Genomic DNA, 25,667 nt, shown 5'->3' on the forward strand with positions numbered 1-25,667 from the left:
CCTCCCTCTGGAGAAAGAGGGAGGGGGGTGGGGGGGTCCCTTCTCCCCCCGCAGGGGGGGTTGCCAGGAAAGGGGGGGGGGGGGGGGGGGGGGGGGGGGGGGGTTTTTTTCCCCCCCCCACCCCCCCCCCCACGACCACCCGGACCGGCCACGCTGCGGTGCCCGTAGCGCTCACCTGGCCACAAGGCTTGTGGAGGGCCTGTGCTTCACGTGCGTGGGGTACGCGGAGCCGGCTTGCTCCTTGGCGCGCCGAGGTCGAGGCGCGATGCGAAAGCCACAGTGACGCCTCCGGCGGGGGAGCGACACCTCGGCTCGGAGACAGGGCTCGTGAGTGGCTAGGACGGTTCTAACCGTCCTAGCCACTCACGAGGTTCAGCGGCTCCTCGCCGGCGGCGTACCGGCGCAACTGCTCGGCGACCAGCCGCTTCGCGCGCGGGTAGAACGACGCCGACCCGCCCGCGATATGCGGCGTGATGATCACTCCCGGCGCGGTCCACAGTGGATGCCCGGCGGGCAGCGGTTCCGGATCGACGACGTCCAGCGCGGCACGAAGACGCCCGGAGACGGCCTCGGCCGTGAGCGCCGCGGTGTCGATCGCCGAGCCCCGCCCGACGTTCACCACCAGGGCGCCGTCCGGCAGCGCGGCGAGTTCCGCGGCACCGAACAGGCCCATGGTCGCGGGCGTTTCGGGCAGGATCAGGACCACGATGTCGGCGGACGGCAGCAGTTCCGGCAGTTCGGCGACACCGTGCACGCGTTCCGCGGGCCGGGCCGTGCTCGCCACCCTGGTCACGATCGCTTCGGCGGCGACCAGTTGCCGCTCGATGGCCTGGCCGATCGAGCCGTGGCCGACCAGCAGCACCCGGCTGTCGGCCAGCGAACGCGTGTGCTCGCGCTCCCACGACGCCGTCGCCTGCTGCGCGAACCAGCGCGGCAGATCCCGCTGCGACGCGTGGATCAGCGCCAGCGCGTGTTCGGCCACGCTGAGGTCGTGCAGGCCGCGGCCGTTGGCCAGCCGTACCCCCGCCGGCACCAGCGGGATCAGCTTCTCGACCCCGGCCGACAACGACTGCACGAGCTTCAGCGACGGAAGCCGGGAGAGCAGCTTCATCGGCTCGGCACCGGTGTCGTACGGCAGCACGTAGACCTCGACGTCATCGAGGCCCTCGTCCGGCAGCGGACCCCTGCCGTCGTAGAGCCGCGCGCTCAGCCCCTCGGGCAGCTCGATGTCGGACCAGGGCAGGATGGCTCGCTCCGTCATGCCGCCATTCTGACCGTCGCGACCGGCGTCACCCTCCGTGGGCCGCGACGCAGAACTCGTTGCCGACGGGATCGGCCAGCACCGTCCAGGCGAAGCCCGGCATCTCGTGCCTGTCCAGCTTCTTCGCGCCCAGCCCGACCAGACGCTCCACCTCCTTCTCCATGTCGTCGGTACCGAAGTCCATGTGGACCCGGTTCTTGCCCGCCCGCTCCTCCGGCACGCGCTGGAAGGCGAACACCGGCCCGTTCTCCTTCTTGGCGTGCAGGATCAGGAACTCGCCGTCGTGGTCCTGATCCACTTCGACCCCGAGCGCCTTCGTCCAGAACTCCGCGAGCCCGCGCGGATCCGCGCAGTCGATCGTGACCATGCCCAGTTCGATACCCATGGCGGCACGTTAGCGGCGCCCACCGACAGAACCGGGCGCCCGCGATAACCGGTTGAACCGTCCCCGGGCGGGGTGACTACGCTGCGCAGAACGTCTCAGCACGTAATTCCAGCGAGGAGCCCAGAAGTGATCACCAGGATGTCGTCGTTGTTCCTTCGCACCCTGCGTGAGGATCCGGCGGACGCCGAGGTACCGAGCCACCGGCTCCTGGTACGCGCCGGCTACGTCCGCCGGGTGGCCCCGGGCGGCTACTCCTGGCTGCCGCTGGGCCTGCGGGTGCTGCGCCGTATCGAGAACGTCGTCCGCGAAGAGATGAACGCCATCGGCGCGCAGGAGATCCAGTTCCCCGCGCTGCTGCCGAAGGAGCCTTACGAGGCCACCGGCCGTTGGACCGAGTACGGCGACGCGTTGTTCCGCCTCAAGGACCGCAAGGGCGCCGACTACCTCCTCGGCCCGACGCACGAAGAGCTCTTCGCGCTCACCGTGAAGGGTGAATACAGCTCGTACAAGGATTACCCGGTCGTCCTGTACCAAATCCAGACGAAGTACCGCGACGAGGCACGCCCCCGCGCCGGCATCCTGCGCGGCCGCGAGTTCGTCATGAAGGACTCCTACTCCTTCGACCTCGACGACGAGGGCTTGACGAAGTCGTACGAGCTGCACCGCCAGGCGTACACGAAGCTGTTCGACCGCCTCGGCATCGAGTACGTCGTCGTGAAGGCGACCTCCGGCGCGATGGGCGGCTCGGCCTCCGAAGAGTTCCTCGCCGTCGCCGAGACGGGCGAGGACACCTACGTCCGCAGCACCGAATCGGGGTACGCGGCCAACGTCGAAGCGGTCACCACGCCCGCTCCCGAGGCGAAGCCGATCGAGGGCCTGCCCGAGGCGAAGGTCCATCACACGCCGGACACCCCGACCATCGAGTCGCTGGTCACGTTCCTCAACAACGCAGACCTCGGCCGCACCTTCACCGCCGCGGACACTCTCAAGAACGTCCTGGTGAAGACCCGCCAGCCGGGCGCGAAGGAGTGGGAGCTGCTGGCCATCGGCCTCCCCGGCGACCGCGAGGTCGACACGAAGCGTCTCGAAGCCTCGCTCGAGCCCGCCGAGTTCGAGCTGCTCGAAGAGGCCGACTTCGCCAAGAACCCCTTCCTCGTCAAGGGCTACATCGGCCCGAAGGCGCTGAAGGACAACGGCGTCCGCTACCTGCTCGACCCGCGCGTCGTCGACGGCACCGCTTGGGTCACCGGCGCCGACGAGCGCGACCACCACGTGGTCGACCTGGTCGCGGGCCGCGACTTCACCGGTGACGGCACGATCGAGGCCGCCGAGGTCCGCGAGGGCGACGCGTCGCCCGACGGCAAGGGCACCCTGGTCGCCGCGCGCGGTATCGAGATCGGGCACATCTTCCAGCTGGGCCGCAAGTACGCGGACGCGTTCGAACTCGACGCGCTGGGCCCGGACTCCAAGCCCATCCGCATCACCATGGGTTCGTACGGCGTCGGCGTCTCGCGGCTGGTCGGCGTGCTCGCCGAGCAGAACCACGACGACCTCGGCATCGTCTGGCCGCGCGAGGTCTCGCCGTTCGACGTGCACGTCGTCATCGCGGGCAAGGACGAGACGGTCGCCGCGGGCGCCGAGAAGCTCGCCGCCGAACTGGACGCCGCCGGCATCGAGGTCGTCCTCGACGACCGCAAGGCCACGCCCGGCGTGAAGTTCGCGGACGCCGAACTCGTCGGTGTGCCGACGATCCTCGTCGTCGGGCGCGGCCTGGCGAACGGCGTCGTCGAGGTCAAGGACCGCCGCACCGGCGACCGCGAGGAGATCGCCGTCGACGCCGTCGTGGAGCACCTGGTCAAGCTCGTCCGTTCGTAATGTTCGGCAAGAAGCGCCGGGATTCCCCAGGCTACGAGGACAACGCGGCGCTGGACGGGTTCGGGGGCTATCAGCCCTCGGACTCGTCCGGCTACACGCCCGCTCCCGAGACCCCGGCTCCTGAACCAGAGCCGGAGAAGCCCGCGAAGCAGCCGATGTCGCGGAGCGGGCGAAGGGCCATGTACGGCTTCTTCGCGACGATCGGTGTCATCGCGGTCGCCGCGCTCGCGAACAACAGTGACAGGTCGTCGGACAGCAGCGCGCCGACCACCCGGGCCCCGGTCGTCTACACGCCTTCGCCTCGGGTCGTCGCGCCGCCGGTGACCGAAGGCTGGCAGTCGGTGGCCGGGAAGGACGGCGTCTACGCCTACGACGTCCCGCCGAACTGGACGCCGAAACCCGGCACGATCCACGGCTGGGAGAAGGGCACCCAGGTCCCGGGCATCACCATGGTCGCCAGCGCCTTCGTCGGCGAGGGTTACTGCCCGCAGGAGAAGCGAAGCAGGATCGGCGGCGCCGGCGTGGCCAACATCAAGCTCGCCGATCCAGCCGCCGCGGCGAAGAAGGCGGTCGACGATCTCGCGGTCAGCGCCTACAACCCGGAGAACGGCCCGCTGACCGCCAAGATCACCCCGGAACCGCCCCAGACGACCGAGTTCACCCTCGGTACCGGCAAGAAAGTCCCCGCGAGCATCGTTCTCGCGGAGGTCGTCACCCCGCTGGGACCGTGTGGCGTCCAGCGCGCCCTGGTCGGAGTGATCGCGCCGGAACTGGGCGAAGCCTCGGCGGCCCTGGCCGTCTATTCGGGCCAGGACGCGCCGGGCGGTGCGGACCGCGAGCTGATCCTGAAGATCCTCAAGACCTACCGGGGTGTCCCGGAGGCCGACCGCAAGACCATCACGCCGCCGCCTTCGACCCTGCGCTGAGGCTGACGAACCCGCACCGGCCGTAGGCCCCACTATCGCGGTGGCAGGGCGCCCTGTTCGCCCACCGCGACGTGGGTTACCAGCCCGCGCCCCGCCGACGTCGCTCGTGGACGCGGGTCCACCGATAGGCGCTGAGGTTTCTTGCCCGACCGCGCGAGCTTCGCCAGCCGCAGCAGCCCGGTGTTCGGCAGATACGCCCGGCCGAGCGCGATCCCGATCCGCGGCAGGTCCGCCTCGTCGCGGAACGCGAGGTACAGCGGCACGTGGCGCGGCTGGAACTTCGCCTTGAACGCGTGCAGCGAACGGAAGCCGTAGAACGGCTCCATCATCGTGCCGAGCGCGTCCAGTACCCGCTCGACGGCGTGCGCGGGTTCGCCGGAGCTCGCCAGCGGGGCGCCGGACAGCGAGACGAACTTCGCGCCTTCCTCGCGGAAGGCCAGGCACGACGACGCGATCAGGAACTCCATCGACGGGCGGAATCCGTCGGCGCGTTTGCGCATGACGTCGAGTGTCCAGCCGCCGATCGCGCCCGCGCCGGTGTGGACCGGCAGCCACGATGTCACGCCGTGGACCACGCCGTCGGCGTCCACCGCGAGACCCACGCGGGTCTCGGGATCCATCGCCTCGTCGACCCCGCCGAGGGTGAAGCCCATTTCCGGCATGCCCTTGTCGCTGATCCACTCCTCGGAGATCGCGCGGACCTGCGAGATCACCGCGCGTGGCTGGTCGGCGAGCCGGACGAGCCGGAACTCGATGCCGTCCTTCTTGGCCCGGTTGAGCGCGGTCCGCACGTCTTGCCAGCGCTTGCCGCGGAACTCCAGCGTTTCCAGTTCGATCAGGGTGTCCTCGGCGACCTGGACCTGCTTCCAGCCGAGCTCTTCGGTCTTGGCGGTGATGTCGCCGGTGGCGGAGAACAGGCACGGCACGAGACCGGTGTTCTCGCACATCGTGATGAACTCGGCGATCGTCCGGTCGGCGGCGCCGTCCGGGGCGATCGGGTCGCCGAGGGCGATGGCGACCCCGGCGTGCCGCCGGTAGGCGAGGTAGGACTTGCCGTCCGCGGCCACGAAGTACGAGTTCTGCGGCCAGGTCGTCATCCACGAAAGCGTGCTCCCGCCGTGGCGGCTGAGCAGCGTGCGGGCCAGCGCGGGGTTGCCCATCCGGCCGAGACGGCGGCACTTCCGGCGCGACGGCACCCGGAAGGCGCCACGCGAAGAGACCAGCAGCGCGAATTCGACCGTCCAGAGCAGGTTGTCCACGAAGAACAGCGGCGGATCCACCACGCCGGCGTCCTCACCGAAGATCTCCGCCAGCGTGAGCACCCCGCCGTAGACCATCACCTGCAGGATGACGAACGAGGTCAGGATCATCGCGCACCACCAGGCGACCTGGCTGCCCTTGCGCAGGCCGTTCATGATCGGCACCACGATCAGGCACAGGACGACGACTTCCCAGGTGGACAGCGAAAGCTCTTCGGACGAACCGAAGGGGCCGTTGCCCGGTACGAAGGACATCACCAGTTCGGCGACCGTCAGCACCAGCAGACCGGCCACGACGTAGAACCGCCACTCGCGCAGGCTCGGCCGCCGTTCACGCGAGGAATCCTTGGCACCGAGCAGCTTCCGGCCGAACGGCAGGGCGAGGACGAGGGCGAAGAAGTGCACGAGGTCGGCGAGCGTGCCGACGAAGATGATCGCGACCCCGGCGTAGACGCACAGGCCGGCACGCAACCGCAGGCGCCACGGCGGGCGCAGGGTGGCGCTGGCGACCGCGACCGCGGCGAGCGCGCCGCCGGAGAACCCGACGTCGAGGCTGCCCGCGACCCGTTCCGCCCATTCCCAGCCGGAGTTGCGGCTCAGCGCCAGGAACTGGACCGCCACGAGCACACTGACGAACTGGCCGCCGATGGCGACGGCCATCGCCCGCCGGGTGCCGAGCCGCCATTCCGCGAACCCGGCGAACAACGCGAAGCTGAGCACCATCGGCAGGTAGTACAGCGGGACGACCGCGAACAGCGGTCCGGTGAACAAGGTCCACCACCGGCCTGATTCGAGCGACGGCAGCCCATACGCGATGTACGGGTACACCGCGCGGTCCTCGGCGGCCGACCAGAGCGCGCCCGTGGCCAAGGCGAGCGCGAGCATGGTCAGCGTGACGAGGCTGGTGAAAGGCAGCCGGTGCCTCAGCACCGTGGCGATCTTGTGCGTCCGGCCCGGCGCGGCCGTCCCGCTTCCCCCTTTTGGCATGGAACTCAAATTAGGTCCGGGAGGGGCTCGGACACATCCGGCACGGGACCCATTTTTCCCTTAGGGGAGTGCTACTCGCGACGGATGCTCTCACCCATCTTGAGGACGACACCCCTGGCTATCGCGCCGGGGATCTCCTGGTCCGCCAGTACCAGGAGGACGTGGTAGCGGCCTGATCCGGGCAGCGCGCGCAGGGGGAGGGCGATCGCGGTGATCGCGACCGACGGGGCGGGGCACGGGCCGTCCGGGGCCGGGACGACGGTGGTGGTCACGGCGGTGGCGGTCGTCCCGCCGTCCAGGAGCGGTACCGGACCGGTTTCGCCGATCTCCGCTTTCGGGGAGCGTCCGTACGCCGCTTCGGCCCAGCGCAGCGTCGTTTCCTCGGCGGCTTGGGCGAGGCCGCCGACTTCACCCTCGTCGATGGTGGTGAATCCCGCCGTCGCGCGTGCCGAGAGATCGGTGCTGGGGCAGAAGGCGCGGCGGAACCGCGCGACCCCCTGCAGGGTGACGAGGTCCCCGGCCGGAGTCTCGTAGCCGATGGCGACGTCGGGCTCTTCGATCTTCCAGCCGGGCGGGACGTCGTAGACGAACGGATGATCGTCGGACACCACCGGTTGCCAGCCCGCGATCACGGGCCGGATCCGCGTGGCGGGCGCCGGGTCGGACAGGACGAGATCGTGGGCGGACGGCGGTGGAGGCGCGGTCTTGGCCTGGTAGGTGGCCGTCGTGCCGACGGCGAGGACGACGGCCAGCCCGAGGACACCCAGCGTCGGCCTGATGCGGAAGCGACGGCGCGGCGGGACGGCGTCCCGGACGACCGGGAGCGGCCTCGTCTGCTCGGCTTCGGTTTCGAGTGGCTGCCCGGTGAGCGGATCGACGAACCACGGCCGAGGTTCGTCGATCCGCCCACCGGGGCCGGTCACTGCTGCGGCCTCAAACTCGCGAGGATCTTCTGGGCGTCCGCCTCGGGCAGCGCGTCCGGCGTGCCCTGGTCGATGGCCATGACGAAGCAGATGGTCTGGTCGCCGGACTTGAACGCGGCCGAAGTGACCTTCACGCTCGGCGCCCGGCAGTCCTCGGTTTCGGCAGGGGTGAACGTCCCGGTCGAGCTGACCGCCTGGATCGACCCGCTCGCGATCGGCACCTGCGTGATGGCGGGCATCGGGACGTCGGGCTTGCCGGTGGCGGACTGGATCCAGAGCCGGACGGCGCCCCTGGCGGCGTTCTCGACCGGGATCCGGTCCGCGGTGGCGAAGCCGACGACACCGCGGTTCGAGCCGCGGGCATCCGGGCAGGCGCCGAGTTTGTACGTCGACGCCTCGTGGATGACCATCTTGAACTCGCCCTCGTTGTAGCCGACGATCTGGCCCGGCTTGGTCTCCCAGCCCGACGGGGGCAGGTCGTAGGCGGTTTTGTCCTTCACTGACAGGATCCCCTGCCAGCCAGGCGTCGTCGAGGGCACTTTGTTGTCCTTCGGGGCACCACTGCTCGAGGACGGCGGCTTCGACGCCGAAGACGACGGCGGCACCGGCGCGGAGGAAGGCGGCGGCCCGGCCTGGGGCTGCGGCTCTTCGCCGTCTCGCAGGACGAAGAAAAGTGTGGCGCCCACGGCGATCACCAGGACCAGCGCGCCGAGGCCGATCCACAGCCCCTTGTTGCCCTTCTTCGGCGGCTCCGGCGCGAACCCCTGGTACGTCTGCTGCGGGAACTGCTGGTAACCCTGGTACTGCTGCTGGGCGTACTGGGGCGGATAGCCCTGCTGCGGGGGTTGCTGCTGGTAGGGCTGTTGCGGTTGCTGCTCCGGCCAGCCGTTGCCGCCTGGGTATGCCATGAAGCGAGCTTAGTTAACGTCCCCGAGCACGGCCGCACGTACCGCTGCCAGGTCGGACAGGTCTCCGAGCACGGTGTGCGCGCCCGCGTCGGCCAGTTCCTCCGCGCTGAACTGCCCGGTCGCCACGGCCACCGCGACGGCGCCGTTGTCGAGCGCGGCCCGCACGTCGTCCGGGGTGTCGCCGATGACGACGACCGACGCCGGCGCGAAATCGGTGCCGTGCTTCGCCGAAGCGTGGCCGACGGCGGCGGGCACCAGATCGGGGCGGTGCGCCGAGAGCGAGCCGTAACCGCCGATCTCGAAGTCCACGTGCTCGTGCAGGTCGAACGCGGTCAGCTTGTGCACGGAGATCTCCGGCAGGTTCCCGGTGACCAGTGTCTGGACGACGCCGCCATGCGTCGCGAAGGCGTTCAGCGCGTCCTTCGCGCCCGGGAGCGCCCGGCCGCTCGAAGCCAGTGTCGGGGCGTGGCTCTCGGAGACCGCGATCAGCGCGAGCCAGAGCTTGCGCACGTTCTCCTCGGTGGGCTCGACGCCGTGCGAGGTCAGGATGTCCGCGCTGATGGCGCGTTCGGTGCGGCCACCGAAATTCGGCAACGCCCGCAGCTCGACGCCGGCGACCTCGGCGAGCGCGGTCGTGTACCAGGCGGCGCCGATGCCGCGCAGGTCCACGAGGGTCTGGTCGATGTCCCACAGCACGAGCCGGTGCGGAGTAGTCACGCGGTCGACGGTACCGGTGAGCTTATTCAACGTCTGTTGACTTCCGTGGGCGAGAGGCCTACCTTGACAGCTAATTCAACAGATGAAGAATAAATGGAGGACGGTCATGTCGAACCGTCGCCCCGCTGGGGCCTTCGCCTTACTCGCCGCGGCGGCCGGTGCGCTGGTCGCCGTCGTGCTCGGCTTTCTCACCTTCGGCGCGCAGGCCACCGTCGCGCCCGACGGGCTGCCCATCGCCGTTGCCGCACCCCCGGGTCCGCTCGAGGCGGCCGCGCAGGGGATCGCCTCCCGTGGCGGCGGCCAGGTCTCGTGGCGGGTGACCTCACCCGAGGAGGGACGGAAACTGTTGGCGGACAAGGAGGTCTACGGCATTCTCGAACTGCCGTCGACGGTCGTGGTCTCCGGCGCGGTGAATCCGTCCGGAACGCAGATCGCGCAGCAGGTACTGACCGGCGCCGCGCAGGCACTCGGCGGGACGCCGAAGGTCGAAACGCTATATCCCGCGAGTGCGGCGGGCCGGGTCGCGCCGCTCGCGTTGAGTGCGCTCGCTTGGGTCGGCTGCCTGGCCGCGGGCGCCGTGCTGATCCTGGCCGGACGACGGATCGGCAGGGATGCGGGAGTCGCCGCACGCTTCACACAGATCGTTTCGGCGGGCGTGCTGGTCACCGGTGTGCTGGCCGGATTCCTGAAGCTGTGGGACTCCGCGCTCCCGCTCGGCTGGGACGTCCTGGGCTTTCTTTTCCTGTCCTCGACCGCGTTCGCGGCCCTGCAGACCGGCCTGCTGCGACTGCTCGGCGTACGGGCGATGGCGATCCTCGGCCCGCTGTACCTGGTCGCGCCCGCCGTCGCGGGTCAGGTACCGGAGCTGCTGAACCCCGCGTACCGCGCGGTGCTGTGGTCCTGGACGCCGTTCCGGTTCGCCGCGGAAGGGCTCCGGAGCCTGCTGCAGGGCGTGCCCGGCGCGCCGGACGTAACGACCGGGGTGTGGGTGCTCGGCGGACTGCTCGCGGCGGGGCTGGTGCTCGCGCTGTGGCCGGGCCGGTCAGCCCTCCAGAAGGCTGAAGCGGACACGCCGGACCGGGTTGTCCAGGTTGGTGTCCACTAGGCAGACCGACTGCCAGGTGCCCAGCGTCATCGCCCCGCCGAGCACCGGGATCGTCGCGAACGGCGGCAGCAGCGCGGGCAGGACGTGGTCACGGCCGTGACCGGGACTGCCGTGCTGGTGCCGCCAGCGGCCGTCGCGGGGGAGCAGTTCGTCGAGCGCCGTGAGCAGGTCTTCGTCGCTGCCGGCGCCGGTCTCGAGGATCGCCAGCCCGGACGTCGCGTGCGGGACGAAGACGTGCAGGATCCCGTCCTCGGCGTCCGCGTCGCGCAGGAAGGCCTCGGCGTCCTTGGTCAGGTCGTGCACCACGGCCACGCTGCCGGTGCGCACCTCGATCTCCGTGGAATACATGCTCTTCACGGTAGTGCCCCGAAGCGCGCCACGTAGTGCCAGACGCGTTTGAGGGCCTGCTGGTCGACGTCGCGGGCTTCGCCGGGGACCCAAGGGTCGAGGTAGCCGTCTTCGGCCAGTGCCAGGCCGAGTTCGACGAATTCGGGACCACGGTATCCGGGATGCCGTTCGAGCTCTTCGGTGGACAGGCGGAAACCGGGATGCCATTCGACCGGGCAGCCGAGCCTCGACGCGGCCTTTTCGACGTCGGTGCCGCGGTGGCTCGGGTCGAGAACGAGGGCTTCGACGTCCTTCGTGAGATCGACCGGACCGTGGACGTGTGCCTCGATGTAGTCGTCGAGAAGATCGGAGTCGTCCTGCTCCGCCAGCGCGATCAGTGCGGAAACCCTGGTGCCGCAGCCGAAATCCGCCGGGTTCAGCTTCGGCCGTTCGGCGGCGGGCGCGTCGTCGTAGGCGCCGCCGAACATCCGGCTCTCCCAGTGCCGGCGATCTCCGCCGGGATGTGCGGTGAGTCCTCCGTTGCTCGTCCCGGTTTCGAACTGGTTGCGGTAGAACCCGTCCTCGGCCATCGCCGCCAGCAGCGGAAGTCCGTCCATTGTGGACCTGTCTGGATGGAAGTGCAGCGTCACCGGCAGCCCGGCCTCGTGCCCACCGCGTGCTTTCGCCGCGACGTACGCAAGTGCCCACTGGTTCATCAGCCGAGTATCAGGCGTGCCGCCGGGCGAGGGCGACCAGATATCGGACCGGTTCGCCGGTCGGGTTGACGTAGGCGCACGGTTTGGGGGTGCCGAGCTGAAGGCAGTCGCCGGCGTCGAGTTCGTGCTCGACGTCGCCCTCGCGGAAGCGCAGATGCCCGTCGAGCACCCAGATCTGGTGATGGGTCAGCGCATAGGTGTGGGCGGGGAAGGCGACCTCGGCGCCCGCGGGCAGCACGACCTCGACCAGTTCCAGCGGCCCGCTGAGCGTGGGCGACACCGCGCGGCGCACGTACCCGGTGTCGGGGTCGGTCCAAGTCGGCTGATCGGCGGCGCGCACGACGCGCCGGTCGCCGTGTTCGGCGCGGGCGATCAGCTCGGACAACGTCATCCCGAGCGCGGCGGAAAGCCTGCTGAGCAGGACCGCCGTCGGCTGCGCCTCGCCCCGTTCGATCTTGCCGATCATCGCCCTGGACACGCCCGACATCTCGGCGAGGGCGTTGGCCGAAAGGTTCTGGTCGAGTCTCGCGGACTGGAGCGTCGCGGCGAGCGACGCGGACAAGGGATCGGACATGCTGCTCACTATAGTGGCAGTCTCGGTTACTATGGTCTCCATGGTGATCAGGGATGCGACGGAAGCCGACGCGACGGCGTGCGCGGAGATCTACGCGCCGTATGTCACCGACACGGTGATCTCGTTCGAGACCGAGCCGCCCAAGCCGGACGAGATGGCCGAGCGCATCACCAAGGCACAGCGCTCACACGCATGGCTTGTGCTCGAAGACGACGAAGGCCGTGTCGCCGGCTACGCCTACGGAGGCCCCTTCAGCGGCCGCCCTTCTTATCGGTGGTCGTGTGAGGTCAGCATCTATCTGGAGCTCGGCCGCCGGAGGACAGGCGGCGGACGCGCGCTTTATCAGGCGCTGCTGGACAGGCTGGCGTCGCGCGGTTTCCGGAACTTCTGCGCGGGAATGGTGCTCCCGAACGACGCGAGCGCCGGGCTGCACCGCGCGCTGGGCTTCGAGCCGGTGGGGACGTACCGGCGGATCGGGTACAAACACGGGGCATGGCGCGATGTCGCGTGGGTGCAGCTGTGCCTGCCGCAGCCGGAGGGGGTTCCGGTGGAACCTCGATAAGCCGGGGCCGAAGGGGACTTTCCCCGCATGCGATGACGCTGTTGGCGAATTCGTGGCCTGGCGGTTCACGTCGACGGACATCATCCGTGATCGGACACCGATCTCGCGTGGCTGGAGGCGGAACTCGCCCATGGCCGGATCCGCCGTGAGTTCCGTGTCCGATCACGCGAGATCGCCCTCCTGTCACGCGTGATCGCCTTAAGATCACGCGACGACCGGGATCCTCCGCGCAGCCACGAATGCGCCAACAGGCTCGTGCGATGCAGCGAAAGCGCCCTTCATCGCACGAGATGCGGGAAGGTCCCCTTCGGCCCTTTTCTTAGGACTCCAGATACCGCAGCACGGCGAGAACCCGTCGGTTGTCCCCTTCGGACTGGGGCAGCGCCAGCTTCCCGAAGATGCTCGATACGTACTTCTCCACCGAGCCCGCCGAAAGGAACAGCGCCGCCGCGATGGCCGAGTTCGACCGCCCTTCGGCCATCAAGCCCAGCACTTCACGCTCCCGCGGCGTCAGACCGGCGAGCGCGTCCGTCTTCCGGGTGGCGGTGAACAGCTGGCTGACCACTTCCGGGTCGAGCACGGTCTCGCCGTCGGCCACCCGCCGGAGCGCGTCGAGGAAATCCGACACCTCCGCGACGCGGTCCTTCAGCAGGTAGCCGACACCGCCCGCGCGGTCCGCCAGGAGTTCCGTCGCGTACTGCGTCTCGACGTACTGCGAGAACAGCAGAATCGCGCATCCCGGCAGTTCAGCGCGCAGCGCGATGGACGCACGCAGCCCCTCGTCGGTGTGCGTCGGCGGCATCCGGATATCCACAATGGACACATCGGGGCGGTGTTCACGCACCGCCGCGCACAGGCTGTCCCCGTCGGCGACGGCCGCGACGACCTCGTGCCCCCGAAGGTTCAGCAGTTCGACGAGCCCCGCCCGGAGGATGGCCGAATCCTCCGCGATCACGACGCGCACGCCGCCCCCTATTTCCGTATCGGTATTTCCGCGCTGATCACCGTAGGCCCTCCCGGAGGGCTGTCGATGTCGAGCCCGCCGTCCACCGTCGCGAGCCGCTCGGCGATCCCGGCGAGCCCTCCGCCGCGTACCGGCCGGGCCCCGCCTTCGCCGGCGTCGCGCACCACGAGCCGCAGGTCTTCGCCGACGATACCCACGTCGACCTCGATCGCGGAGGAAGTGTGTTTGGCGGCATTCGTCAGCAGCTCGGCCACGGTGAAGTAGGCGATGGTCTCGATCGACGGCGAAGGCCGGTCCGGCAGGTCCACGGTGATCCGCGCGTCGATGCCCGAGCCCGCGGCCAAAGTGGACAGAGCGACGTCGAGGCCCGCGTCGAGCGCGGCGGGATGGATTCCTCGGGCGAGGTCGCGCAGCTCGACCAGGGCTTGTTTCGCGTTGGCGTGCGCGGCTGTGACCAGGGCGGTGACCTGCTCGATGTCGCCGCCGCCTGCCAGCTCGTCCTTCGCGATGCCGAGTTTCATCGCCAGCGCGACCAGCTGGGCCTGCGCGCCGTCGTGCAGGTCGCGTTCGATCCGGCGCAGCCGCCGCGCCGCGTCGTCGACCGCGGTCGCGCGGCTGCGTTCGAGGTCGCGGACGCGTTGGGAGAGGTCCTCGGCGCCGAGGACTCCGCGCACCAGCAGGCGGTCGAATTCGGTGAGACCGTGGACCACCCACGGCATCGCCAGGAGGACGGCCAGCCCGGTGACGGCGAGCGGCAGGGTGAGGGGCCAGGTGTCGACGCGGAGGTCGAACGTCGGCATGGCCTCGCCGTTCAGGGTGAACCAGAACAGCGGATAGCTCAGCGTGCTCACGGCGTACACGAAGAGGGTCGCGACCAGGAACAACTCGATCAACGACAGCGGCAGCCGGATCATCAGATAGGCGATCGACCGCCAGCCGAGAGGATCCCCGAGCCGCCCTTTCACGCCGTTCCAGAGGCCTGGCCGCGGTTCGGGCCGGGCAGGCGGGGTGACCGTCGTCCCGAGCAGGGCACGCGCCAGGCCGACGTGGGCGATGCCGATCAGCCGCGCGCCCGCCAGGACGCCGATGAGCACCGGCAGCCCGATGGTGAGCAGGCTCAGGCCGAAGCCGAGGAGCAGCCCGACGACGACGAGCACCACGAACGCCAGCGTCAGCGGCGCACCGATGATCACCCATGCCAGCTCGGCCCAGTACGCGCGGCTCAGCTGTGCGCTGAGGACGCGTCGAGTCAGGGCGAGGTGGGTGATCACGGCTTCAGCCTGCCGTGGCCACCCGGCTCGTGCCCATCCGGTTTTCCGTAATCTTCGTCTAGAACTCACTCCGGCGCGCTCGTGCCGTCACCCGACAGTGATCACGACTGTGTGGATTTCGGGTCATCCAACGTCCCGAAATCCACACAGCCCCGCATAGCCGACCTCAGCCGGGCGCGACTCCGCTAGTCTTCGCGGCTCTCGTCCGCCTGCGCCCGCTGGGACGCCTCGCGCATCTCGATGACGTCCGTCAGCCAGTCGCCGGTCTCGCGGGCGATGTCCCGGATCGCGCCGGTGATGATCGTCGCGATGTTGCCGATGTGGGTGGCCGCGGACTCGGTGACCTCTTGGACCACGTCCTTGGTGCTTTCGAACTGACCGACCATGTCAGACACCTTAAGCCGCTCGGAGGGTCTTGTCGCTCTCCACGGTAGCCGGAGTGCGGGGCTCATCGTTCCACGGAAGGGCCAGTTTCACGATCTTCTTCGCCACCGAGAACAGCTGCTTGTGCAGGGGGCCGGTGTTGTACGGCAGGCCGTACTTCTCGCAGATCGCCCGCACCTCGCCCGCGATCTCCGGGTAGCGGCGCGCCGGGATGTCCGGGAACAGGTGGTGCTCGATCTGGTGCGAGAGGTTCCCGGTCATGATGTGGAAGAGCTTGCCGCCGGTGATGTTCGCCGAGCCGAGGATCTGCCGCAGGTACCACTGGCCCCGCGACTCGTTCTCGGTCTCCTCCTCGGTGAAGCTCTCGACGTCGGCGGGGAAGTGCCCGCAGAAGATGATCGAGAACGCCCACAGGTTGCGGGTCAGGTTCGCGGTGGCGTTGCCCAGGAAGGTCAGCGGCGCGAGCGGACCGGTCAGCAGCGGGAACAGCACGTAGTCCTTGCCGACCTGGCGGCCTGCCTTCTTGAGCATCTTCAGGCCGACCTCCTTGTTGTCCGACCACTTGCGCTCGCCCTTGACGACGCGGTCGAACTCGAGGTCGTGCAGCATGACGCCCCACTGGAAGAACAGCGCGAGCAGCGTCGCGTACACCGGGTTGCCCAGGTAGTACGGGTTCCACTTCTGTGCCGGGTCCATCCGCAGGACGCCGTAACCGATGTCGCGGTCCTTGTCGAGGATGTTCGTGTACGTGTGGTGGATGTAGTTGTGGGAGTGTCGCCAGTTCTCCGACGGCGCGACGGTGTCCCATTCGAACTTCTGCGAGCTCAGTGCCGGGTCGCGCGTCCAGTCGTACTGGCCGTGCATGACGTTGTGGCCGATCTCCATGTTGTCGAGGATCTTCGCCACCGAGAGCGCGGTCACCCCGGCGACCCACGCCGGCGGGAAGAACCCGGCGAACAGCAGCCCGCGGCCGGCGACCTCGAGCGCGCGCTGGGTCTTGATGACGTTGTGGATGTAGTCGACGTCGGCCTGGCCGAGATCGGCGACGATCCGCCGCCGGATCTCGTCCAGTTCGCGGCCGAACTCCTCGACCTGGGCGGGGGTGAGCTTGTCCTGCAAGCCGGTCATCACGGGCTCCTTTCTAAGCGTTGATCTCGACGTCCCCGACCGGGACGGAGATGCAGAGCTGGATCTCTTCGTTCTCTTCGCTGGAGGTCTCGCCGGTCTTGGCGTTGCGCACGCAGCCGGAGGTCTTGATCTGCGTGCAGGAGAAGCAGATGCCCATCCGGCAGCCGTGTTCCGGGCTGAGCCCCGCCTCTTCGGCCTGCTCCAGCAACGGTTTCCCGGAGTTGGCGAACTCGCGGCCGCTGCGCGCGAACCGCACCTGCCCTTCCGCGTTTTCGGTATCGAAGGTGAGCGCCGGCGGCGTGAACTCCTCGGTGTGCAGATGTGCACCCAGGCCATCGGCCTCGAAGACTTCGCGGACCGAATCCATCAGTGGCTTCGGACCGCACAGGAAGGTTTCGGCGTCGGGGTACCACGGCGCGGTCTCGGCGAGGTGTTCCTTCGAGAAGAACCCGTGCAGGTCCCCGCCGGTCTTGGCGTGAGTGAACGCGTGTACCACCCGCAGTCCCGGCAGGCGGCGCGCGAGGTCGGCGAGCTCGGCGCGGTAGAGCGCGTCTTCGGCGCCGTTGGAGTAGTGCAGGAAGGCGAGATCGCCCTCGTGTTTCTCGTCCGCCAGCGTGCGCAGCATCGACAGGACGGGAGTGATCCCGCTTCCGCCGCTCAGCAGCAGGATCCGCCGGGGCCTCGGCGATGGCAGGGTGAACTCGCCGTCCGGAGTGGACAGTCCGAGCACCGAACCGATGGTGACCGTGCGGTTCAGGTGCCGCGAGACGAGTCCCCGCGGGTCGGCCTTGATGGTCAGTTCCAGTGATCCGTCGTGCTCCGAACCGGCGGGCGAGTAGCAGCGGGTCCGGCGGACGCCGTCGATCTCGACGGTCACCCGCACGTACTGGCCCGCGACATGTCCGCGCCAGGCGCGGCTCGGCCGGATGGTCAGCGTGACCGTGTCGGGCGTCTGCCGCCGGACGTCGGTGACCAGGCCGCGGATCTCACGGCGGACCAGCATCGGATCGACGAGTTCGAGGTAGCGGTCCATGCCATGGGGCGTGAGCAGGGCCTCGGCCAGCGAGGCCAGCCGCCTGGCCCTGCGCGGTACCAGTGCCGTCATCACTTCTCCCAAATTCAGTGAACGCTTGTACACTCAATAGTGAAGTGGCGATGGTCGCGCTTGTCAACGCGAGAGGAGGGCGATGTGACGTGAGTGATACCGCCGAGGCGATTACGCTGTCCGTCGTGACAACGGAGCCCGTTTCCCGGCAGGAGCGCAAGCAGCGCACGCGGCAGGCGCTGCTGGACGCTGCCCTGGATCTGGTGGCGGAACGAGGGTTCTCCGGGCTCAGCCTGCGCGAGGTGGCGAAGCAGGCCGGGATCGTGCCGACGGCGTTCTACCGCCATTTCGCGTCGATGGACGAACTGGGCGTGGCGCTCGTCGAGGAGTCGATGCGCACGCTGCGCACGATGATCCGGTCGGCACGCACCAAACCGACCGCGTACAACGACATGATCAGGACGTCCGTGCGCATCCTGCGCGAGCACGTACGCGCGCACGAGGACCACTTCCATTTCCTGACCAGGGAGCGTTACGGCGGCACGGGACCGGTCCGGCAGGCGATCGCGTTCGAACTCAAGCTCTTCGTCAGCGAGCTCGCCGTCGACCTCGCGCGGTTCGACGATCTCCGCGAATGGAGCACCGAAGACCTCCACCTGCTCGCCGACCTGATCGTGACGACCATGCTCACGACGGTGCTGGAGCTGCTCGAAACACCTTCGCGTGACGACGAGATCGTGCGCACGGCCGAACGGCGGCTGCGGCTGATCTTTCTGGGCGTGCCGAACTGGCGCAGCGTTCCGTGATGCGGAAAGCGCTGCCATAAGCCCCTTATGACGTCGCGCACCTGGATCGATGGCTGGATCGATCGTGATGATCGATGTCACGGAAAGATGCCGTCCGGATACGTTCAGCCAGGAGAGTTGTCGGCTGGGCGTGGTAAGAAGTGCGGGTTCGTGTGGTCCTCTCCAGCGAGGAGGTCGCCTGTGGCGGCAGAGAACGAGCAGCTCACGGTCGGTGTGGTCCGGGAAACCGGACAAGGCGAACGCCGTATCGCGCTGGTACCGAAACTCATCGAGCGCGTTTCCGGACGCGGACTGCGGGTGGTGGTCGAGCCCGGCGCGGGCGCCGGCGCGCTGCTCGCCGACGAGACCTTCGAGCAGGCGGGAGCGGTGATCGGCGATCCGTGGGATGCCGACATCGTGGTGAAGGTGGCGCCTCCGAGCGCGGCCGAAGTCGCGAAGCTCAAACAGGGCACCATTCTCATCGGCTTCCTGAATCCGAGGGGTGATCCCGGCGGGATAGCGGCGCTCGAATCGGCGGGCGTGCGCGCCTTCGCCGTCGAGGCGATCCCGCGGATCTCCCGCGCGCAGGCGATGGACGCGTTGTCGTCGCAGAGCAGCGTCGCGGGCTATCGCGCGGTCTTGCTGGCCGCGGAGAAGCTCACCCGCTTCTTCCCGATGCTCACCACCGCCGCCGGGACGGTGCCACCGGCGAAGGTGCTCGTGCTCGGCGCCGGTGTCGCCGGGTTGCAGGCCTTGGCGACGGCGAAACGGCTCGGCGCGCAGACCACCGGGTACGACGTCCGGCCCGAGGTCGGCGAGCAGGTGAAGTCGCTCGGCGCGAAATTCCTCGACCTCGGCATCGAGGCGGTCGGTGAAGGCGGGTACGCCCGCGAGCTGACCGACGAGGAAAAGGCCGAGCAGCAACGCAGGCTCACCGAGGCGATCACGAGGTTCGACGTCGTGATCACCACCGCGCTCGTCCCCGGCCGCCGGGCGCCGGTCCTCGTCACCGCCGACGCGGTGAAGGGGATGCCCGCCGGCGGTGTCGTGGTCGACCTCGCCGGAGAGTCCGGCGGCAACTGCGAACTGACGAAACCGGGTGAGGAGGTCGTCGAGCACGACGTCACCATCTGCTCGCCGCTCAACCTCGCCGCGGAGATGCCCGCGCATTCCAGCGAGCTCTACGCGCGCAACGTCACTGAGTTGCTCGAACTGCTCGTCGACAAGGAAGGCAAGCTCGCGCTCGACTTCTCCGACGAGATCGTCGCCGGGGCCTGCGTGGCCGGAAAAGAAGAAGGAGGCGAGTGATGCTCGTAGGCAGTTTGGCGATCCTCGTACTCGCCGGATTCGTGGGCTTCACGGTCATCTCCAAGGTGCCCAACACGTTGCACACCCCGCTCATGTCGGGCACCAACGCGATCCACGGCATCGTCCTGCTCGGCGGGCTGATCGTGCTCGGCCTCGGGGTCGACGGCGTACTGAACAAGATCCTGCTGGTGATCGCGATCGCCTTCGGCACGATCAACGTGGTCGGCGGCTTCCTCGTCACCGACCGGATGCTCTCGATGTTCAAGGCGAAGAAGCCGGAAGACGGTGGTGACAAGTGACGACCTTCATCGCCGTCCTCTACATCATTTCCTTCGCGCTGTTCATCTACGGCCTCATGGGCCTGACCGGTCCGCGCACCGCGGTGCGCGGCAACTGGATCGCCGCGGTCGGCATGGGCATCGCGGTGATCGCGACACTGCTGACGCCGGGCATGGGCAACTGGCTGCTCATCGCGCTCGGCGTCGCGATCGGGGTCGTCGTCGGCGTGCCGTCCGCGCGCAAGGTGAAGATGACCGCGATGCCGCAGATGGTGGCGCTGTTCAACGGCGTCGGCGGCGGAGCGGTCGCGCTCATCGCGTGGGTCGAGTTCCGCACCACCGAGGGCTACGCGCACGAGCCCGCGTACGTCGCGATCGCGTCGTTGTTCGCCGCGATCGTCGGTTCGGTGTCCTTCTGGGGCTCGAACATCGCGTTCGGGAAACTGCAGGAACTCATCTCCGGCCGCCCGATCACGCTGGGCAAACTGCAGCAGCCGGTGAACGCCCTGGTGCTGATCGCCGCGATCGTGCTCGCGGTCGTCATCGCGAGCGGCGGTGACGCCGAACTGCTGATGATCGGCCTGCTGGTCGCGGCGGGCGTGCTCGGCGTGGTGGTCGTGCTGCCGATCGGCGGCGCGGACATGCCGGTCGTCATCTCGTTGCTGAACGCGCTCACCGGATTGTCGGCCGCGGCCATGGGGCTCGCGCTCGACAACACCGCGCTGATCGTGGCGGGCATGATCGTCGGCGCTTCGGGTTCGATCCTGACGAACCTGATGGCGAAGGCGATGAACCGGTCGATCCCGGCTATCGTCGCCGGCGGGTTCGGCGGCGGCACGGCGGTCGCGAGCGGTGGATCCGGCGAGGTCCGGCCGGTCCGCAGCACCAGCGCGTCCGACACCGCGATCCAGATGGCGTACGCCAACAAGGTCGTGGTCGTGCCCGGCTACGGCATGGCCGTCGCGCAGGCGCAGCACGTGGTCCGCGAGATGGCGAAACTGCTGGAGGCCAAGGGGATCACGGTCGCGTACGCCATCCACCCGGTGGCGGGCCGGATGCCGGGGCATATGAACGTGCTCCTCGCCGAGGCCGACGTCCCGTACGAGCAGCTCAAGGAGATGGACGAGATCAACTCCGAGTTCGCCCAGACCGACGTCGCGCTGGTGATCGGCGCGAACGACGTCACGAACCCGGCCGCGGAGACCGATCCGGGCTCGCCCATCTACGGGATGCCGATCCTCAAGGTGAACCACAGCCGGTCGGTGATCGTGCTCAAACGCTCGATGAGCTCGGGCTTCGCCGGCATCGACAACGAGCTCTTCTACGATGCGAAGACCAGCATGCTCTTCGGCGACGCCAAATCGTCGGTGGGCGAGATCGTGGAGGAACTCAAAGCACTGTGATCGGTCCCTCGGAAGTCGTCGCCTCGTTCGACGACCCGGCCGACAACCTCGCGTTCGACGAAGCCCTCCTGCGTGCCGCACCGGAGGCGCCGGTCCTGTGGATCTGGCGCAACACCGACTGTGTGGTCGTGGGGCGGGGGCAGAAGATCGAACGCGAGGTCAAGGCCGACGTCTGTGCGAGCGACGGCGTCCCGGTGCTGCGCCGGGCCAGCGGCGGCGGCACCGTGTTCCACGATCCCGGCAATCTCAACATCACGCTCGTCCTGCCGGGACCGTCGGACAGACCGCTGGAAGCACTCGGGGAACTGATGACCGCGACGGTGGCCGAACTCGGGCTGCCGTCGCGGCTCGGTGATCGCGGCCTGTTCGTCGGTGACGCGAAGCTGTGCGGTTTCGCCGTGTTCCGGACGAGAACGGGCTTGCTCGCGCACTCCACGCTGCTCGTCTCTACCGCGGCGGAACGGGTCGGCCGGTATCTCACTTCGGCACCCTCGGATCCCCGGCCGCTCGACTCCCATCGGAGCCCGGTCGCGTCGCTCGCCGAGCATGGCCTGCGCAAAGGTGTTGCCGAAGTCACGGCCGCGGTCCGCGTGGCGGCGGCCGCGCGACTGGGTGAACTCACCATCCGGAAGCCCTCGGCCGAGGAGCTGGAGCGGCACCGCTCGCTCCAGCACACGCGGTATCACTACCAGGAATGGCATGCCAAGGGCGCTCAGCGTCCGGGCTCGTGAGTGGTAATGACGGTTAGAACCGTCCTTACCACTCACGAGCCCCATGCAATCGGGCCCTCTTCACAGAATTGCGCGAGAGGGCCCGATCGGTATTTCGGGAACTATTTTTCCGTGGCCGAGAAAGTCACGGCGGGCACCTTGCGGGCGGCGCGCGTGGTCTTCTTCGGCTCCGCGGCCTTCTTCACCGGAGCCTTGGCGGCGGCCTTCGGTGCGGCCTTGGCAGCCGTCGTCTTCGCGGCAGCTGCCTTCGGAGCGGCCTTCGCGGCTGTCGTCTTGGCCGTGACCTTCGGCGCCGCCTTGGCCGTGGTCTTGGTCGCGGCGGCGGTCTTCGCGCGACTGGCCGGAGCCTTGGCCGAGGTGGCCTTCACCGCCGTGCCGCGGGCCGACTTCGCCTTGGCGGCAGTGGCTTTCGCCGTGGTCTTGGCAGGAGCCTTGGCCTCCGCCTTGGCGGCGGTGGTCTTCGCGGCGGCGGTCTTGGGAGCGGCCTTGGCGGCGGCGGGCTTGCGGCCCGCGACCCCCTTCGAGGCGGGCTTGCGGCCCGGCTTCGCGGCCGTCTTCGCCTCGGCCTTCGCGGCGGTGGCCGCGGTCTTCGGGGTCGACTTGGCCACGCGCGCGCCCTTGGGCCGCTGCACGACCCGCGGCCGCAGCTTGCGTCCGCCGATCCGGCGGCCGTTCTCCACATAGGCACGCAGGATTTCCCGGAGTGCGGTGGCGTTGTCGGCCGAAAGGTCGATGTCGTAAGCGATTCCGTCCAAACCGAAAGCGACCGTTTCTTCGGCCGCCTCGCCGGTCAGATCATCCAGCAAATGCACAGCAGTGTTCCTGGCCATGAAAAACCTCCCGCGCTCGATCGTTCTACTGCGTAACCGGCACGGCGAAACCTGACCCGCGGCTGATGACTCACGCAGCGACACGAGGATAGCGGCAGGTTGCGCGAAGCTGCGCGGTGGTGTGCGCTGAATGCATGTCAGCACAGGAATTTGACGTGATCGTGATCGGAGGCGGCCCGGTCGGCGAGGTGGCCGCCGAACGGGCCGCGCGGGGCGGCCTGCGGGTCGCGCTCGTCGAACACGAACGCTTCGGCGGCGAATGTTCTTACTGGGCCTGCATTCCGAGCAAGGCACTGCTGCGGCCGGGGAACCTCCTCGCCGCCGCCAAACGGGTTCCCGGCGTCCCCGTTGGCGACATGGTCGACCCGGCCGAGGTGTTCGCGCGCCGGGACTGGTTCACCGGCAAGGGAGACGACACCGGACAGGTCAAGTGGGCGGAAGGCGTCGGGATCGTCCCGATCCGCGGCCACGGGCGGATCACCGGTGAGCGGGAGATCACGGTCGACGGCGGTGACGTGCTGACCGCGCGGCACGCCGTGATCGTCGCCACGGGCAGCGTCCCGCGGACGCCGGCGATCCCCGGGCTGGACACCGTTTCCCCGTGGGGTTCGCGAGAGGCGACTTCGGCGGAGAAGGTTCCGGGTCGCCTCGGCGTACTGGGCGGCGGTGTAGTCGGTGTCGAAATGGCACAGGCCTTCGCCACGCTCGGCGCCGAAGTCCACCTGATCATCTCGGGTGAACGTCCTTTGCCTCGGCTGCCGGAGTTCGCGGGAGACGCCGTCGTCGCGGGTCTCCGTGAAGCCGGGGTCACCGTGCACACGGGCTCCGGTCTCGACTCCGTGTCCGCTGTGGACGACAGTAAGGAATTGGCCTTGAAAGGTGGTGAGCGGTTGGCCGTCGACGAGTTGCTCGTCGCCACCGGGCGGCGCCCGGCGACCGACGGACTCGGCGTCGAGACGCTGGGGCTCGAAGCGGGCGCGCCGCTCACCACGGACGACAACGGCCGGGTGTCCGCCGTGGACGGTGGCTGGCTGTTCGCCGTCGGCGACGTCACCGGCCGGGCGCCCCTGACCCATCAGGGCAAATACGCGGCCAGGGCCGCGGGCGACGCGGTTGCGGCGCAGGCCGCGGGCAAGCCCGTCGACTCCGCCGCGTGGAGCGCGCACAGCGCCACGGCCGATCACTACGCCATCCCGCAGGTCGTGTTCACCGACCCGGAGGTCGCTTCGGTCGGGCTCGCCGGGCCGGAGGAGGGCAAGCCGCACCGCGTCGTCGACATCGACATCGCGGTGGCCGGTTCGTCACTGCACGCGGACGGTTACGCGGGTAAGGCGCGGATCGTCGTCGACACCGAACGCGGCGTCCTGCTCGGCGCGACCTTCGTCGGGCAGGACGTGGCGGAACTGCTGCACGCGGCGACGATCGCGATCGTCGGCGAGGTCCCGCTGTCGAGGCTGTGGCACGCGGTCCCGTCGTTCCCGACGATCAGCGAGGTGTGGCTGCGTCTGCTGGAGGCTTACGGGCTCTAGCCGTTCACGGGCAGTTCGAGCGCGGCCTTCGCGCCGCGAACGAGGCCGGGGTCGTCCGGAGTGGACGGTCCCGGCACCCACACCACCTGGACCAACCGGACCGACTTCCCGTCCAGGCTGCTCTGGTAGGCGGCGCCCTCGAACACCGGGACTTCGCCCTGCCACTGGTTGGTCTCGGTGGCGAGGTCGAGGATGCCGCCCCCGCCGGGGGTGTCGGCGGTGGCCTTGAACGCGGTCGCCTGGTCCGTGCTCGGGAATTCCACGACGGCGATCGTCACCGCGGCGGCCCGGCCGTCGATGGAGCTGGCGAAGCTGGCCCGTTTCACCGCGGAGCAACTCGTCTGCTGAAGGCTCGCCTGGACGTCGCCGTACGCGTGCGACGCGCACTTCTGGTCCGCGGCGGACGCCCGCGACGTGAACTGGATGTTCTCCACCGCGCTGCTGCTCGGCGGCGGACTGGTGGCCGGGGTCGGCGGCGGGGGAGTCTGCGTGGACGCGGTGTCGTCACCGCCGGAAGCGACGCTGATGGCCGCGACCAGCAGCACGATCAGCAAGCCGATCGCGGCGATCGGGAGCCATTTCACCGTCTTGGACTGGTGCGACGTCTTCGGGCGGGGCTCGGCGGGGACGGCCTCCGGTGACGGGGCCTGCCTGGCGGGTTGCACGGCGACGGCCTGCTGAACCGGCGGAGTGGCTTGCACCGGCTTGGCGGGCGGAGCGGGAGGGACGGCCGATTTCGTGGGTCTCTTCCCCGGATGCTGCACCGGAACCGTCTGGGCGATCGCGACGAGCGGGTTCTCACGGATCACCGTCGGCTCGTCGTCGGAGTAGGCGCTGAACCCTTCCCCGAGCAACATCTCCTCGGGCATCGGCGGCGCGTCCGGGGCGAGCGCGGCGATCAGCTCCCGCGCCTGCTGGACCGAGCGGGGGCGCGGGGCGGTGGCCAGGGAGACCGTCGCAGCGAGCATCGTCGTCGCCGTCGGGTAGAGGACGCGGACCGAGCCGGCGAGATCCGCGGCGGGCTGGTCGACCGTCTCCACATACGGCCCGACGGCGATGATCGTGCCGATCGGCCCGGCGCCAGGGGCGACGTCCGCGATCTTGTGGGTGCACGCGGCGGACAGTGAGAGCGCGTCCGTGGCCGGGTTGATCGAGGTGTCGCCGTGGACCAGCGGCCAGCCGTCGGCCTTCCACGGCCCGCCGAGCGGGGCTTCGAGTTTCAGCGCCGGATCCGGCAGGTCGACGCCGATGACGATGAGGACACCCTTCGGCATGACCACGACGGCTTCGACGGGCCTGCCGTCGACCGGGCTGGCGCCGATCAGGGCGACCCCGCCGACGACGTTGCTGCCCCGGCCGAGTGATGCCAGCGCGGCGCGGACGTCCTCGGCCACCCGGGACGGCTGCTGAGCGAGGCGAACGAGTCGCACCGAACCCCTCCCCATCTCGTCGGTCTCGGTGCACAAACTAGCGCCTCCATCCGTCC

The 25,667-nt window shown here is 69.2% G+C and carries 26 protein-coding genes; 10 read left to right on the forward strand and 16 right to left on the reverse strand.

All coding sequences use genetic code 11. The features are described 5' to 3' along the window. Positions 1-355 precede the first annotated feature (355 nt). Together AC0685_RS39520 and AC0685_RS39525 are read right to left on the reverse strand one after the other, a co-directional pair. Positions 356-1,261, reverse strand: coding sequence for a 2-hydroxyacid dehydrogenase (locus AC0685_RS39520; protein WP_478230185.1), 906 nt, complete (start codon positions 1,259-1,261; stop codon positions 356-358). Between the two features lie 28 nt (positions 1,262-1,289). Continuing rightward, on the reverse strand, positions 1,290-1,646 hold the full coding sequence (locus AC0685_RS39525; RefSeq protein WP_478230186.1) for a VOC family protein: 357 nt from the start codon (positions 1,644-1,646) through the stop codon (positions 1,290-1,292). A 126-nt stretch (positions 1,647-1,772) separates the two neighbouring features. Here AC0685_RS39525 and AC0685_RS39530 point away from each other — a divergent pair, with 126 nt between their 5' ends. Together AC0685_RS39530 and AC0685_RS39535 are read left to right on the forward strand one after the other, a co-directional pair. Beyond that, on the forward strand, positions 1,773-3,521 hold the full coding sequence (locus AC0685_RS39530) for a proline--tRNA ligase (RefSeq protein ID WP_478230187.1): 1,749 nt from the start codon (positions 1,773-1,775) through the stop codon (positions 3,519-3,521). Then, positions 3,521-4,447, forward strand: a complete 927-nt coding sequence (locus tag AC0685_RS39535) for a DUF8017 domain-containing protein (protein ID WP_478230188.1) — start codon at positions 3,521-3,523, stop codon at positions 4,445-4,447. The genes AC0685_RS39530 and AC0685_RS39535 overlap by 1 nt, the downstream gene beginning before the upstream one ends. Positions 4,448-4,479: 32 nt before the next feature. Here the strand turns inward: AC0685_RS39535 and AC0685_RS39540 are convergent, their stop codons facing one another. From AC0685_RS39540 to AC0685_RS39555, 4 genes are all read right to left on the reverse strand, one after another. Continuing rightward, positions 4,480-6,693, reverse strand: a complete 2,214-nt coding sequence (locus AC0685_RS39540) for a bifunctional lysylphosphatidylglycerol flippase/synthetase MprF (RefSeq protein ID WP_478230189.1) — start codon at positions 6,691-6,693, stop codon at positions 4,480-4,482. 71 nt (positions 6,694-6,764) lie between these two features. Further along, positions 6,765-7,616, reverse strand: a complete 852-nt coding sequence (locus tag AC0685_RS39545) for a DUF8017 domain-containing protein (RefSeq protein ID WP_478230190.1) — start codon at positions 7,614-7,616, stop codon at positions 6,765-6,767. Next, complete coding sequence (locus tag AC0685_RS39550) at positions 7,613-8,524, reverse strand: DUF8017 domain-containing protein (RefSeq protein WP_478230191.1); 912 nt, start codon at positions 8,522-8,524, stop codon at positions 7,613-7,615. The genes AC0685_RS39545 and AC0685_RS39550 overlap by 4 nt, the downstream gene beginning before the upstream one ends. 9 nt (positions 8,525-8,533) lie before the next feature. Further along, positions 8,534-9,220: an HAD hydrolase-like protein gene (locus tag AC0685_RS39555; RefSeq protein WP_478230233.1), complete on the reverse strand. Its 687-nt coding sequence runs from the start codon at positions 9,218-9,220 to the stop codon at positions 8,534-8,536. A 127-nt stretch (positions 9,221-9,347) separates the two neighbouring features. Between AC0685_RS39555 and AC0685_RS39560 the strand changes: the two genes are divergently transcribed. After that, positions 9,348-10,346 (forward strand): YhgE/Pip domain-containing protein, encoded by a 999-nt coding sequence (locus AC0685_RS39560; RefSeq protein ID WP_478230192.1) that lies wholly within the window; start codon positions 9,348-9,350, stop codon positions 10,344-10,346. On the opposite strand, the gene AC0685_RS39565 is transcribed toward AC0685_RS39560, so the two are convergent. From AC0685_RS39565 to AC0685_RS39575, 3 genes are read right to left on the reverse strand one after another with little or no spacing between them, the layout of a single operon-like run. Continuing rightward, complete coding sequence (locus tag AC0685_RS39565) at positions 10,284-10,694, reverse strand: secondary thiamine-phosphate synthase enzyme YjbQ (RefSeq protein ID WP_478230193.1); 411 nt, start codon at positions 10,692-10,694, stop codon at positions 10,284-10,286. The two genes, AC0685_RS39560 and AC0685_RS39565, sit on opposite strands and share 63 nt — an antisense overlap. Before the next feature lie 5 nt (positions 10,695-10,699). Further along, positions 10,700-11,389: a DUF3626 domain-containing protein gene (locus AC0685_RS39570; RefSeq protein WP_478230194.1), complete on the reverse strand. Its 690-nt coding sequence runs from the start codon at positions 11,387-11,389 to the stop codon at positions 10,700-10,702. Between the two features lie 10 nt (positions 11,390-11,399). Further along, a complete protein-coding gene (locus AC0685_RS39575; protein ID WP_478230195.1) occupies positions 11,400-11,963 on the reverse strand; it encodes a helix-turn-helix domain-containing protein in 564 nt (187 codons plus the stop codon). Positions 11,964-11,994: 31 nt separating this feature from the next. Here AC0685_RS39575 and AC0685_RS39580 point away from each other — a divergent pair, with 31 nt between their 5' ends. Further along, positions 11,995-12,525, forward strand: a complete 531-nt coding sequence (locus AC0685_RS39580) for an N-acetyltransferase family protein (protein ID WP_478230234.1) — start codon at positions 11,995-11,997, stop codon at positions 12,523-12,525. Positions 12,526-12,844: 319 nt separating this feature from the next. Here the strand turns inward: AC0685_RS39580 and AC0685_RS39585 are convergent, their stop codons facing one another. The 5 genes from AC0685_RS39585 to AC0685_RS39605 form a co-directional block, all read right to left on the reverse strand. After that, positions 12,845-13,489, reverse strand: coding sequence for a response regulator transcription factor (locus tag AC0685_RS39585; protein ID WP_125673115.1), 645 nt, complete (start codon positions 13,487-13,489; stop codon positions 12,845-12,847). 8 nt (positions 13,490-13,497) lie between these two features. Then, complete coding sequence (locus AC0685_RS39590) at positions 13,498-14,760, reverse strand: sensor histidine kinase (RefSeq protein WP_478230196.1); 1,263 nt, start codon at positions 14,758-14,760, stop codon at positions 13,498-13,500. A gap of 185 nt (positions 14,761-14,945) precedes the next feature. Next, positions 14,946-15,146, reverse strand: a complete 201-nt coding sequence (locus AC0685_RS39595) for a hypothetical protein (RefSeq protein ID WP_340687415.1) — start codon at positions 15,144-15,146, stop codon at positions 14,946-14,948. A gap of 10 nt (positions 15,147-15,156) precedes the next feature. Beyond that, on the reverse strand, positions 15,157-16,272 hold the full coding sequence (locus AC0685_RS39600; protein ID WP_478230197.1) for a fatty acid desaturase family protein: 1,116 nt from the start codon (positions 16,270-16,272) through the stop codon (positions 15,157-15,159). Positions 16,273-16,285: 13 nt separating this feature from the next. Beyond that, complete coding sequence (locus AC0685_RS39605) at positions 16,286-17,377, reverse strand: ferredoxin reductase (RefSeq protein ID WP_478230198.1); 1,092 nt, start codon at positions 17,375-17,377, stop codon at positions 16,286-16,288. Between the two features lie 89 nt (positions 17,378-17,466). On the opposite strand from AC0685_RS39605, the gene AC0685_RS39610 reads away from it, so the two are divergent. The 5 genes from AC0685_RS39610 to AC0685_RS39630 all read left to right on the forward strand — a co-directional run bounded on the left by AC0685_RS39610 (position 17,467) and on the right by AC0685_RS39630 (position 21,822). Then, positions 17,467-18,123: a TetR family transcriptional regulator gene (locus tag AC0685_RS39610; protein WP_478230199.1), complete on the forward strand. Its 657-nt coding sequence runs from the start codon at positions 17,467-17,469 to the stop codon at positions 18,121-18,123. A 180-nt stretch (positions 18,124-18,303) separates the two neighbouring features. Next, the gene (locus tag AC0685_RS39615) at positions 18,304-19,410 is read left to right on the forward strand and encodes a Re/Si-specific NAD(P)(+) transhydrogenase subunit alpha (protein ID WP_478230200.1); all 1,107 of its coding nucleotides are present in this window, start codon (positions 18,304-18,306) and stop codon (positions 19,408-19,410) included. Next, positions 19,410-19,709 (forward strand): NAD(P) transhydrogenase subunit alpha part 2, encoded by a 300-nt coding sequence (locus AC0685_RS39620; protein ID WP_007032801.1) that lies wholly within the window; start codon positions 19,410-19,412, stop codon positions 19,707-19,709. The genes AC0685_RS39615 and AC0685_RS39620 overlap by 1 nt, the downstream gene beginning before the upstream one ends. Then, positions 19,706-21,091, forward strand: coding sequence for an NAD(P)(+) transhydrogenase (Re/Si-specific) subunit beta (locus AC0685_RS39625; RefSeq protein WP_340687420.1), 1,386 nt, complete (start codon positions 19,706-19,708; stop codon positions 21,089-21,091). Before AC0685_RS39620 ends, AC0685_RS39625 begins: the two co-directional genes overlap by 4 nt. Then, a complete protein-coding gene (locus AC0685_RS39630; RefSeq protein WP_478230201.1) occupies positions 21,088-21,822 on the forward strand; it encodes a lipoate--protein ligase family protein in 735 nt (244 codons plus the stop codon). The genes AC0685_RS39625 and AC0685_RS39630 overlap by 4 nt, the downstream gene beginning before the upstream one ends. 101 nt (positions 21,823-21,923) lie before the next feature. Here the strand turns inward: AC0685_RS39630 and AC0685_RS39635 are convergent, their stop codons facing one another. Beyond that, positions 21,924-22,652, reverse strand: a complete 729-nt coding sequence (locus tag AC0685_RS39635) for an Lsr2 dimerization domain-containing protein (RefSeq protein WP_478230202.1) — start codon at positions 22,650-22,652, stop codon at positions 21,924-21,926. 155 nt (positions 22,653-22,807) lie between these two features. Between AC0685_RS39635 and AC0685_RS39640 the strand changes: the two genes are divergently transcribed. Continuing rightward, positions 22,808-24,181, forward strand: coding sequence for a dihydrolipoyl dehydrogenase family protein (locus tag AC0685_RS39640; protein ID WP_478230203.1), 1,374 nt, complete (start codon positions 22,808-22,810; stop codon positions 24,179-24,181). On the opposite strand, the gene AC0685_RS39645 is transcribed toward AC0685_RS39640, so the two are convergent. Next, positions 24,178-25,611, reverse strand: a complete 1,434-nt coding sequence (locus tag AC0685_RS39645; RefSeq protein WP_478230204.1) for a hypothetical protein — start codon at positions 25,609-25,611, stop codon at positions 24,178-24,180. The genes AC0685_RS39640 and AC0685_RS39645 overlap by 4 nt on opposite strands. Positions 25,612-25,667 lie beyond the last annotated feature (56 nt).

This window comes from Amycolatopsis sp. NPDC043889, from assembly GCF_056435645.1.